Here is a 12,005-nt window from a genome sequence, read left to right on the forward strand (position 1 = left end):
GCAAAAGTACTATGTCTGCACTCAGGATTTATGCATTTCATTTTACGTGTGGTCACTATAAGGATTGTCTTCCGGTCAGAGATAGGTAGATCCTGTATTTCTCGCGTATGATAAGAATGCACTCTACCGGTCATCGTTCCACAGTATGGGCAGCATAATTTTTCCAGAGTTGAAGTTATATATAAAATGATTTCTGAATCGGTAATACGTGTATCACACAGTCTGTAGTTTCTATCCAATGAACTGATTACAGCATTCATTTCGCATCCCTCCGATAGTATTTGACATCTATATTATATCACTTTAATGATTTAATGTCAACTAACATTGGAAAGAGCCGATTATACGCTTACGTTAAACGTTGCAAATCAGCAATCACAACAAATAGCAAACAGCTGGGTGTTATCTACCCATCTGTTTGCTATTATCATATCTTATATAAACATTCAGAAAAAAAAATTCCTGTTATTAGCTCAAAAGATTTTCCCTTTACCGTGTGCTGCGATTTAGTTATATCAGAAATATTGATTTTTCCGTCATTATTAACATCGGCAAATTTCTGAGCATTTTCATCAAGAAGTTTTTTACCCTTAACGTGTACAGCTACTTTAGTTATGTCGGTGATGTTTATTACAATGTCAACATTCACATACACCATAAGAAGTGGTTTGAATTCTCTTGAATCGGTATCTTCATTTAAATAATGGTAAAGGCTTAGAGATGCCAGAGGTCTGATTGTAAGGTGGAATCAGACAATGGCTAATATAAGGAAAAGAGGTAATACATATCAGGTACGTGTCAGCTGCTGTTACGATACTATATAAAGTCTTACATTCGTAAAACAGCTCCCGGAATTAGAATTTCGGGAGCTTTGTTTTCATAAACACTTTGATTCTTAGCGCTAATTGAAACAGCCTGTTCTAATTTTATCGGCGGTAGATAAAATTAACAATGATATTTCAGCCATATTGGATATGCTTTTATTTAGATATTATTTTATGGTGTTGCTTACGTCATTCTATCGGCAAATTCTCATTCCGGATAATTCATCCAAGTTTCAAGCTATAAATTCCAAAATCGGAATTTTATATCGACAAGTAGATCTGGATATGATATATTAAGGGAAAGTGAGGTGCATAATATGGTAGAACGTACAGAATATCTTGAAAAAATAAAGGTTTGGCGTGAAGAACAGGTCATAAAGGTCGTTACTTGTATTAGGCGATGCGGAAAGTCCACTATGCTATAAGCAATACCGAGACTATCTTCTCAGCACAGGCGTTATGGTTTATGAGAAACCGGCGGTCTTATTCGGGGCTGCCGGTTTTTCATATTATTCGGATATGCAAAAAAAATCCACAATGAAAAAAGGCATCATCGTTCGGTATGAACGCGATGTCTTTTCTCAGTATATATCAGTTATGCAAAAACAACAGGTCACATTTTAAGTACCGATATCGCATCGGTGATGGTCTTTTCGAGGGCTTCCCTGCCATAAGCGTCCACCTGGGCTTTGTTCTTCTCGCCGTGAGTAAGACAGCCTGCGCCACCTATGCAACCACCGTTGCAAGCCATTCCCTCGATGAAATTCTCGTTAAGTACTCCGCGCTTTTTCTTCATCAGCGCTGTGCGGCACTCTTCAATGCCGTCACAGGAACATGGCTTGAGATCAAAATCCTCTATTCCCTGTTCCTTTATCGCTTCGGCGACGGCGTCTGAAAGTCCGCCGCTTCGTGCGAATATCCTGCCGAAATACGAAGCATTATCAAGAGCTTCTTCTTCAAGCTGGGTTATATCAAGATCACGGCTGTCAAACAGTGCCTGAAGTTCTTCAAAAGTCAGCACCGAATCAACATAGGCTTTGACCTCTTTCAGCTGAGCTTCTGCTTTTTTGGCAGTACATGGTCCTATGAACACCACCTTGGCAGATGGTTCGATATCCTTTATGTACTTGGCTATCGCTGCCATAGGTGAAGGATTGTGGGAGATATGTTCGGTCAGTTCGGGAAAAGCCGACTTGACATAGGACACAAAGGCTGGACAGCACGAGCTGGTCAGGAAGCCTTTCTCCACAAGCTCTTTCGACTCGGAATAAGCTACCATATCCGCGCCAAGTGCCGCTTCAACTACCGCGTGGAAGCCCAGAGTTTTCAGCCCCGAAACCACCTGTCCCAACTTTGCATAGGTGAACTGGCTGGAAATCGAAGGTGCTACCACTGCATACAGCTTCGACTTCTTATCGCGGCTGTTTTTCTTTATCATGTCGATAACATCCAGGATAAAGGATTTATCGGTTATAGCGCCGAAAGGACACTGGTATACACAAGCGCCGCAAGATATGCACTTCTCGTTATCAATAGCTGCACCGCCGTCCTCGTTTATGCTTATAGCCTTTATCTTGCAGGCATTCTGGCAGGGGCGGACACGGTTTGTTATCGCCGAATAGGGACAGACCTTTGAACATCTGCCGCACTCAACACACTTGCTCTTGTCGATATGCGCCACATGGTTGTGATCGAAGGATATAGCTCCTCTGGGACATACGTCCTCACAGCGGTGGGCAAGACAGCCGCGGCATGAATCCGTGACTTCGTATCCTGCCGCAGGACATTCGTCGCAGGCGATATCTATTACTTCTATGACATTGGGATTTTCCTTGTCGCCGCCCATAGCGATCTTTACTCGCTCGGCGATTATGGCTCTTTCCTTGTAAACGCAGCAGCGCATTGTGGGGGTCTTGCCTGATACTATTTTCTTCGGGATATCCAGAAGATCTTCAAGCAGCGTATCATCCCACGCTTCTCTGGCGACTTCTCGCAGAACCTTGTATTTCAGGTATTGTACCTTGGTATCAAATACTCTTTTGTTTTTCATTTATCTGTTCACACCCTTAAAAATAGCTGACCTTGATGCGCTTACCCATCTCTCCCAGAGCCTTTGAGAGTTCCTGCACCAGGTTCATCTTGATGTTGAAATTTATCGGCAGTTCGGGATTCTGATGGGCAGGATTTATTGCCCTGCCAACATAGAAGTTTATATCCGTAGCTTCCTCAAAAAGCATTCTGCTGATGAGGGATGCACCGTCCCTGCCGTGGCTCCATTTCTCGTAAAACAGATTTTCGCCGATATGATCTTTTGCGTATTCAAGCACGCGGTTGACGGTTATGACACCCTCGGTCACAAGATCAACGCCCTCGATTGTCGCTATAGGAGGAACATCACTGTGCTCAAAACTTAGGCTTGCCACCAGCGGCTTTTTCAGCCACTGGGATGCAATTGTCGAGGTAGTACCGCCGCAGATTATATGTTTGCCCTCTTTAGAGAAAAACAGACTCATCATTCTGTCGCAGTCATCTTTATTTGAGGGCGGACCAAAGAGAATATTCATCGGCACGCGACGGCGAATGCGGACAACGCAGGCGGTGGTATCATCACCGGGTTCGTGTCCGTAGAGATTGTCGCACTCATCCACAAGTATGGTAGATAAGGTCTTTGCGGTATAACCCACAGGTGCAAGCATCTCCATAAATGCCGCGATATCCTCACGCTTCCAGCCGAAATTGTAAGCCAAGCCTATACCCGCATGGGGGCAGCCGTCACTCATGGATATGATAAGATCATTCTCTTGTAATCTTATCTCGGAGCGATATATCTTCTTTCCGCCGATGTTCATTTCTGTTTTGGGATAGTCACATACTTTTTCATTGCGGATAAGTATGCTCAGTGGATTGTCATACTGAATCAGCACAGCAGTTTCGTTATTGATGATGTGGATTATCGTGAAAGTGGAATATGCAACGCCCCTCACCGAACATATGGGCAGAGTGCCTGCGATAGTTGAAACGCAGTCTTCAAGGGGAAGACCTGCTGCAAGCATGGTGGAGATAATCTTCGAGGTAAGGGTCGAGAGTATGCTCGCCTTTACGCCGCTGCCGAGACCGTCCGCAAGGACTATGACCGTGGAATCGTCGTTCTCCACGATATCGATATGATCTCCGCACAGCTGTTCACCTACATGATTTATGCTTTTGAATCCGATATCCGCACACAAGTTATTCATCCTGTATCGACTCCTTGAGTTTTGATAGCGCTATCTTCGTTTCAGCAGTAGTTTCTCCGAGAAGCGACGCTATCTCCTGAACTATCCTCATCTGCTTATCAATAACCTTATCAGCCACTTCGATAGTATTGCGGCTTATCTCTTCCTTTTTACTGCGTGCGTTCTCCTCATCGGTAACATCACGCATGATACATATGAGCATTTTGCTCTCGCGGTCAAGCACGATGGTGCGCTCGGCATATCTCTGGTATTCGGTCAGGAATATCCTTTCGTTATATACACCTTTGCCTGTCCGCTTTACTTCCATAAATACCTTCGGGTCGAGTATCCGCACCACCTGATCTCCCAGAACATCGGATGCGTAACGTATATTCATCATCTCCATAGCAGCAGAGTTTATCTGCTGTACCTCCAGTGAATCGTTAAGCACTATGATACCGTTGGGAATATTCCTGACTATGGTATCCGAGAAACTCTCTGCCTTGTCTTTCAGGAAAGGCAGGCACATGGATATATCTGCTTTGCCCTGATATATCGCTATCGCTTTCTCACGGCAGGTATTGTATCCACAGGAACCGCAGTTGAGTTCATCGGAAGTATCGAACTTGCCCATCTGCGCCAGTATCTGACGTATCTCCGATTCTGTTGGCTGTGCATGCCCGAGATCTATCAAGGAGAATTGCTTTTTCATGTACAGTATATCAGGCTGTTCAACTTCATAATCCTTTGAGCCTGCATATCCTGCTATCAGCATCTGGTCTTCAATAGGAGTATACCGAGCATTCTCCATAACAGGGCCGCCTATACAGCTTCCGTTGCAGGCTGACATCTCAATGAAGCATTTATGTATACTTCCCTTTTCAAGCTCACGCAGAACGGATATGCACTTTTCAATGCCGTCTATCGCGATATATGTGTAATCAGGCAAATCGCAATCCATGGTTTTGAGTATACCACCCGCTGTCGGGAAAAATCTTGCACGGCTGTGTTCATCGGCAGAAAAACTGCGTTCTATCTCGATATTCTCTGCTTTCAGCCAGACTGAAAGTTCCTCAAAGGTGAGCACAGCATCGACTGTATCGCCGTAATGCTGGGCTTCGTCCTTTTTGGAAACACACGGACCTATGAAGACAGTCTTTGCATCGGGGATACGCCTTTTGATATCTGCACAGTGCGCCTGCATCGGAGATATAACATCAGCAAGCATGGGCAGAAGATCGGGGAAGTACTTCTGTATCAGCAGGTTTACCGAATGGCAGCAGGACGATATCACAACGTCCCTGTTTTCTTCTTTTAGTATCCGCTCATATTCACGCTTTACATGGGTCGCGCCTACAGCTGTTTCTTCAACATCATAAAAACCAAGTTTTTTAAGTGCATCACGCATCTGTTCTATGCCCGCCCCGTGATAATTTGCAATGAATGACGGTGCAAGGCTCACAACTACAGGAGAACCGCTTTGTAAAAGTACCCTTACCTTTTCAGATTCATCAACTATCTGCTTTGCATCCTGGGGACAGACTACTACGCACTGACCGCACAATATACACTCCTGTTCGATGATGTGCGCCTGGTTGCCCGAAAATCTTATGGACTTTACAGGGCAGTGTCTGATGCATTTATAGCAGTTTTTACAATTTGATTTTTTTAATGTTAAACAGCTGCTCATAGATGACAACTCACTTTCCTATACGGCTCATTACAGCTTTCTGAAAAAACTCGGAAAACCCCTCGGGGGTCACACCTGTGTATACTTCATCGTCTACAGTGACAGTCACACCCACGCGATTACATCTGCCGGCACAGAAACTGCCGGCAAGTGTAATTTCGTTTTCAAGATCATGAGTCGCTATCGCCTGTTTCAGCAGCTCGATCATATTCTCCGAACCTTTCAGATGACATGATGAGCCGACACATATCTGAATGATCATGGTTACTATACCTTCTGCTTGATCTCTTTCTCGAAGAACTCTCCGACCGTTTCGGGAGTTACCGAGTAGAACACATCATCAACAGTTACACATACACCCTGCTGACATTTGCCCATGCAGAATGTTCCGCCAAGCTTTACCTTGTCACCGAGATCTGCTTCTGCGATAAGATACTGAAGCTGCTCAACGACCTGACGCGAGCCTTTCAGATGGCAGGAAGAACCAATACATACAGTTACCTTCATATCTAGCACCTCACATATTACATATAGTCTACAACGTCTACCCACGAAAGCAGGAACTCACGCTCTTTTTCGTTACCCTTTACCGACTGTGAAGCCGCAACGATAGGCATCCACTTCTGAACGTACTGCTTGGCGGTATTGCTCTTCTCACAGAATATATCGAGATACATATCTGCGCCCTCAATATCTCCGTCCAGCCAGAAGCAGAGATACGTTCTTGCTGCATCAGCAGAAGCATTGCCCTGTGTAGCGTGTGCCCAGTCGATGATATAGGGAGTTCCGTCCTCAGTAATTATTACATTTGAGGGATTGAAGTCACCGTGGCAGAGCTTATAGTGCTTGGGCATACCTTCAAGGCGTGTATGAAGATCATATCTTGTTGTTGCATTGAGGTCAGTCTGACTTATCTTGCTGTTCATCTTGTCTTTCAGCTTTCTCAGCATGGGACAGGTTCTGGAGTGTATATCAAGCTGGATATCTACCAGCTTTTCGATATACTCTCTCTTCTTCTCGGGCTCCTCTTCCATCATCTGCGCAAGGGTCTTGCCGTTTATATATTCAGAAACGATAGACCATTTGCCGTCTATCATAAGAACCTCTTTCAGGCGTGGCATATTTATGCCTGTTTCTTCAACCATGGATTGGTTCAGTGCCTCGTTGAGCACCTCAGACTTCTTGTAAGTATCATTGAATACTTTTATACACTTATCACCGTCACGATACACCGTCTTGGTATTTCTGACAGCTATTACACGATCCAGATTCATATACAGTTCCTCCGTTTATACTCTTTTTTTGCCGCTGCTTACTGCACGGTTGAATGCCTGCTTGAAATCCTTGCTGCTTTCAGCACTGTCTATCTGGCTAGCATCGGGCTTCTCAGTCTCAGTGAAAGTTCTGCCGTAGTATACGTTCATATATATCTGCTTCAGCTCGCTGATGAGAGGATATCTGGGATTAGCACCTGTACACTGATCATCAAATGCATCTCTTGACATCTTATCAAGAGTAGCGAGGAAGTCTTCCTCGGAGATACCGTACTCAGCGATAGTCTTCTTGCAGCCCACAGCTTCTTTGAGTTCTTCTATCTTTGCAATAAGACCTTCGACAAGTTCATTGTCGCTGCTGCCCTGTACGCCGAGATATCTTGCTATCCTAGCATACTTAGCGGCAGCCTGAGGATATTCGTACTGAGGGAAAGTACCCATCTTAACAGGAACATCAGAAGCGTTGAATCTGATGACTTCGCTTATCACCAGTGCGCAGCAGATGCCGTGAGGCAGGTGGTGATATGCACCCAGCTTGTGTGCCAGTGAGTGACCAATACCCAGGAAAGCATTAGCGAAAGCCATACCTGCCATAGTAGCCGCATGAGCCATATTTTCTCTTGCCATTACAGCTGTCTGACCGTTTTCTACACATTCGGGCAGATTATCAAAGGTCATTTTCAGAGATTCAAGAGCGATACCATCGGTGAAAGGTGTAGCCATTACTGATACCAGCGCTTCAAGGTCATGCACCATGCAGTCAAGACCGGAAGCGGCAGTCAGACCCTTGGGAGCGCTCATCATCATATCGGTATCAACGATAGCCATATTAGGCATAAGCTCATAATCAGCAAGAGGATACTTGTGACCTGTCTTGTCATCGGTGATAACAGCAAAAGGTGTGACCTCGGAACCTGTACCCGAGGAAGTAGGTACGCATATGAAATATGCCTTTTCACCCATCTTCGGGAATGTGTATATCCTCTTTCTGATATCGACGAAACGCATCGCCATATCCATGAAATCAGCCTCGGGGTGTTCGTACATAACCCACATGATCTTTGCAGCGTCCATTGCAGAACCGCCGCCGATTGCGATTATAACATCAGGGTCAAAGCTTCTGATAGCCTTTACGCCCTCCATAGCACAGGCAAGTGTGGGGTCGGGAGCAACATCGGAGAATGTCTCGTGAGTGATGCCCAGTTCATCCAGCTTGTCTGTAACAGGCTTGGTGAAGCCGTTCTTGAACAGGAAGCTGTCGGTGACGATGAATGCCTTCTTCTTGCCCATGACCTTATCCAGCTCATCAAGAGCAACAGGCAGACAACCCTTCTTGAAGTATACCTTTTCGGGTGCTCTGAACCACAGCATATTCTCTCTCCTTTCGGCAACTGTCTTTATATTCAGCAGATGCTTTACTCCAACGTTCTCGCTTACCGAGTTTCCGCCCCATGAACCGCAGCCCAGTGTGAGGGAAGGTGCGAGCCTGAAATTGTAAAGGTCGCCGATACCGCCCTGAGAAGAGGGAGTATTAACAAGTATACGGCAGGTCTTCATTCTTTCGCCGAACTCGGAGAGCTTCTCCTGCTCGCGTACAGCATCGAGATAGATTGAAGCTGTATGACCGTAACCGCCGTCAGCGATGAGGTGTTCAGCCTTGCCGAATGCATCCTGAATATCGGAAGCCCTGTACATAGCAAGTACGGGAGAAAGTTTCTCGTGAGCGAATTCCTCGGAGATATCAACACTCTCAACTTCACCTATGAGTATCTTTGCGCCCTCGGGAACTGTCACGCCTGCAAGCTCAGCTATCTTAGCGGCAGACTGTCCTACTATCTTAGCATTAAGCGCACCGTTGATTATGATGGTCTTTCTTACCTTGTTCAGTTCATCGGGTTTGAGGAAGTAACAGCCCCTTGCAGCGAACTCTGTCTTTACTGCATCGTATATGCTGTCAAGTACGATAACGCTCTGCTCGGAAGCGCATATCATGCCGTTATCGAAAGTCTTGGAATGGATTATTGAGTTTACAGCAAGCAGGATATCTGCACTTTCATCAATGATAGCAGGAGTATTTCCCGCACCTACACCCAGTGCAGGCTTACCGCTGGAATATGCAGCGTGTACCATTCCGGGACCGCCGGTAGCGAGTATGATATCTACCTCTTTCATCAGCATATTTGTCATTTCAAGACTGGGTATGTCTATCCATGCAATGATATCCTCTGGAGCGCCCGCTTCGACAGCTGCTTCAAGTACAACCTTTGCTGCTGCTATGGTGCTCTCCTTTGCACGTGGATGAGGGCTGATGATGATACCGTTTCTGGTCTTCAGCGCGATAAGAGACTTGAATATCGCAGTGGAAGTAGGATTGGTAGTAGGTATTACCGCACCGATAACGCCGATAGGCTCTGCTATCTTCTTTATGCCTGCTGATTTATCCTCTTCAAGAACACCGCAGGTCTTGGTATCGCGGTACTTGTTGTATATGTATTCGCTGGCATAGTGATTCTTGATGACCTTGTCCTCAACGATACCCATACCAGTTTCTGCAACAGCCTGCTCAGCAAGATCTATTCTTGCGCGGTTTGCTGCGGTGGCAGCAGCTAAGAATATCCTGTCTACCTGCTCCTGAGTAAATGTTGCCATTTTTCTCTGTGCTGCCCTTACTCTTTCAAGGGCGGCTTCCAGCTTTTCAACACCGTCAACGATCTCGTATTCTTTCTTTGCCATTGAAATTTCCTCCATATCATTTTCTGAGTTTCATGGTAAGATGTGCCAGTGAAAGCGCCAGATTCTCCTGACAAACCGTTATATTCTCCGGAACATCCAGCTCGATCTGTGCAAAATTCCATATCGCAGTTATCCCGCTCTTTATCATGATCTCGCAGACTTCTTTCGCACAGGCGGCAGGCACTGTGATTATTCCAGCATGGATATCATATAGCCGACAGTAGTTGGTAAAAGTATCCATAGAGAGTATCCTGTCGCACAGCAGGCTTTTATCAACATCAAACGCCGCAGAGATCTTTATCCCGTATTCTTCAAACCCCTCGAAATCAAACAGTGCTTTGCCAAGTTTTCCCGCACCGACAATAACAACAGGGGTCGCTGCTTTTCTGCCGAGAACAGCTTCAAGTGCCGCGATAAGTTCAGTGGTCTTGTAGCCTACCTTTGGTCTGCCTGTACCGCTGACTGCGTTAAGGTCTTTTCTCACCTGAACATCACCAAGCCCTAATGCCCTTGATATCTCAGCCGCAGAGATGTTCTCGCCATGGTCGCCTGTCCTCAGATAATCCAGATATACAGGCAGTCTGCCAAGCGTTGCTTTGGAGAATATCGGTCCTTTCACTATCTCACCTCCGATAATTCAATTATAACATCTTTTTAATTTGAACGGAATAACCAAAAAAGTATATCGATATTATCTTTATCGATATAACCGTAACCAAATAAAAAACACAGTTTCCAATTTACAGAAAACTGTGTTAAAACTCGTATTTACGTCATTTTAGCTATCTTTAGTGAAATAAGCCCTCTTCGATTTGATTAGCGCTGTTATGAACCTGTGGTCAAGTTCGGTAAGGTTATATCCTTTACGATATATCAAAACATCTTTGTACAGGCGCTTGTTGTCTATGCATTTTTTCTGCACAAGACCATAAATATCCAGTATCCTGTCAGGAAGAGGCGACACCCACATATAAGTCTCGTGATTCAAAGATAAAAGATCGAACTGGCTCCCCCTCTCGAACAGGAATATTCTCCTGCCAATGCTGTCAAGCAGCTCTTCCTTTTTAACGTTTGAAAGCGGCAGCGACGGCACATAAGGGTCAGCATGGGCTATCTCGATCATATTCGTGAGATTATCGAAATGCACTTCATCAAGCGATGCTATACTGCTCTCTCTGCTCGCTACAAGCATATTCGAAAACTCAGCTATGAGTTCATATTCAAGACCTTTTTCCTCAAGAAAGCGTTTAAAATACTTATCATATACGGAGGCATACCTGATTATACCAAGTTTGTATTTTAAAGTAAAGATATTATCTATAGCGCGGTGAGCATTGGTTTCATAATAGGAAAGCTCTGCCGAATCACCTGTGATCGTTCGTGAAAATTCAGCAAAGGCTTCCGAGATATAACCGGCCCTGGGAACAGAGATAGAAAATTTCTGCTTTTTCGGCACGCCCTGACGGTACATACGCTCAACATCGTCTATCTGGTCAAGTATCTTGCGTGCATATCCGATAAACTCTTCGCCCTCGGAAGTAAGGTTCATACCCTTGGAAGTTCTTGAAAATATAGTAATTCCCAGATCTGCTTCAAGCTCTTTTATGCTTCTGCTGAGGTTTGGCTGTGCTATCAGAAGTTCCTCTGCCGCCTTGTTTATCGAGCCTATCCTCGCCACCTCGACAGCATATTTCATATGTATGATATTCATAAATTCACCCCCGTCAATTTTGTTTATTATATCATCATTCCGTGGAGATGTCAATATCATCATATACGCCATACACGCCAAACGCACGATCGATTATTCTTAAATGACTTTCCATTCTCTGTTATGCACAACAGAATGTCAAGAAATGCTGCCTAACTCATAACTAAAGTAGCTGCATACGTTAAGGGAAAAAAACTTCTTGATGGTAAGCGCATAATCGGCTCTTTCCAATGTTAGTTGACATTAAATCATTAAAGTGATATAATATAGATGTCAAATACTATCGGAGGGATGCGAAATGAATGCTGTAATCAGTTCATTGGATAGAAACTACAGACTGTGTGATACACGTATTACCGATTCAGAAATCATTTTATATATAACTTCAACTCTGGAAAAATTATGCTGCCCATACTGTGGAACGATGACCGGTAGAGTGCATTCTTATCATACGCGAGAAATACAGGATCTACCTATCTCTGACCGGAAGACAATCCTTATAGTGACCACACGTAAAATGAAATGCATAAATCCTGAGTGCAGACATAGTACTTTTGC

General features: G+C 44.7%; 12 protein-coding genes. 1 reads left to right on the top strand and 11 read right to left on the bottom strand.

The features are described 5' to 3' along the window. The 11 genes from BMY75_RS18855 to BMY75_RS17090 all read right to left on the bottom strand — a co-directional run. The coding region (locus BMY75_RS18855; RefSeq protein ID WP_139199904.1) for a transposase family protein at positions 1-260 on the bottom strand (260 nt) is incomplete at its 3' end. 167 nt (positions 261-427) lie between these two features. After that, positions 428-649, bottom strand: a complete 222-nt coding sequence (locus tag BMY75_RS17045; RefSeq protein ID WP_242940277.1) for a dockerin type I repeat-containing protein — start codon at positions 647-649, stop codon at positions 428-430. A 788-nt stretch (positions 650-1,437) separates the two neighbouring features. Beyond that, positions 1,438-2,874: a 4Fe-4S dicluster domain-containing protein gene (locus BMY75_RS17050; RefSeq protein WP_074836373.1), complete on the bottom strand. Its 1,437-nt coding sequence runs from the start codon at positions 2,872-2,874 to the stop codon at positions 1,438-1,440. 16 nt (positions 2,875-2,890) lie between these two features. After that, the gene (locus BMY75_RS17055; protein ID WP_074836375.1) at positions 2,891-4,060 is read right to left on the bottom strand and encodes a SpoIIE family protein phosphatase; all 1,170 of its coding nucleotides are present in this window, start codon (positions 4,058-4,060) and stop codon (positions 2,891-2,893) included. After that, positions 4,053-5,729, bottom strand: a complete 1,677-nt coding sequence (locus tag BMY75_RS17060; RefSeq protein WP_074836377.1) for a [Fe-Fe] hydrogenase large subunit C-terminal domain-containing protein — start codon at positions 5,727-5,729, stop codon at positions 4,053-4,055. Before BMY75_RS17060 ends, BMY75_RS17055 begins: the two co-directional genes overlap by 8 nt. Before the next feature lie 10 nt (positions 5,730-5,739). Beyond that, positions 5,740-5,991, bottom strand: a complete 252-nt coding sequence (locus tag BMY75_RS17065) for a (2Fe-2S) ferredoxin domain-containing protein (RefSeq protein ID WP_024857645.1) — start codon at positions 5,989-5,991, stop codon at positions 5,740-5,742. 5 nt (positions 5,992-5,996) lie between these two features. Further along, positions 5,997-6,236: a (2Fe-2S) ferredoxin domain-containing protein gene (locus tag BMY75_RS17070; RefSeq protein ID WP_074836379.1), complete on the bottom strand. Its 240-nt coding sequence runs from the start codon at positions 6,234-6,236 to the stop codon at positions 5,997-5,999. 17 nt (positions 6,237-6,253) lie between these two features. Then, the gene (locus BMY75_RS17075) at positions 6,254-7,003 is read right to left on the bottom strand and encodes a phosphotransferase family protein (protein ID WP_074836381.1); all 750 of its coding nucleotides are present in this window, start codon (positions 7,001-7,003) and stop codon (positions 6,254-6,256) included. A 15-nt stretch (positions 7,004-7,018) separates the two neighbouring features. Continuing rightward, entirely contained in the window at positions 7,019-9,736 is a 2,718-nt protein-coding gene (adhE, locus tag BMY75_RS17080; RefSeq protein WP_074836384.1) for a bifunctional acetaldehyde-CoA/alcohol dehydrogenase, read from the bottom strand. 16 nt (positions 9,737-9,752) lie between these two features. Beyond that, positions 9,753-10,355 (bottom strand): redox-sensing transcriptional repressor Rex, encoded by a 603-nt coding sequence (locus tag BMY75_RS17085; RefSeq protein ID WP_037286288.1) that lies wholly within the window; start codon positions 10,353-10,355, stop codon positions 9,753-9,755. Between the two features lie 159 nt (positions 10,356-10,514). Beyond that, positions 10,515-11,447 carry a LysR family transcriptional regulator gene (locus tag BMY75_RS17090; RefSeq protein WP_013483405.1) on the bottom strand — a complete coding sequence of 311 codons (933 nt, stop codon included), beginning with the start codon at positions 11,445-11,447 and terminating at the stop codon, positions 10,515-10,517. A gap of 298 nt (positions 11,448-11,745) precedes the next feature. Here BMY75_RS17090 and BMY75_RS18860 point away from each other — a divergent pair. After that, the coding region (locus tag BMY75_RS18860) for a transposase family protein (protein WP_139199904.1) at positions 11,746-12,005 on the top strand (260 nt) is incomplete at its 3' end.

Origin of the sequence: Hominimerdicola alba, from assembly GCF_900109655.1 — a bacterium.
GTDB lineage: Bacteria > Bacillota > Clostridia > Oscillospirales > Ruminococcaceae > Hominimerdicola > Hominimerdicola alba_B.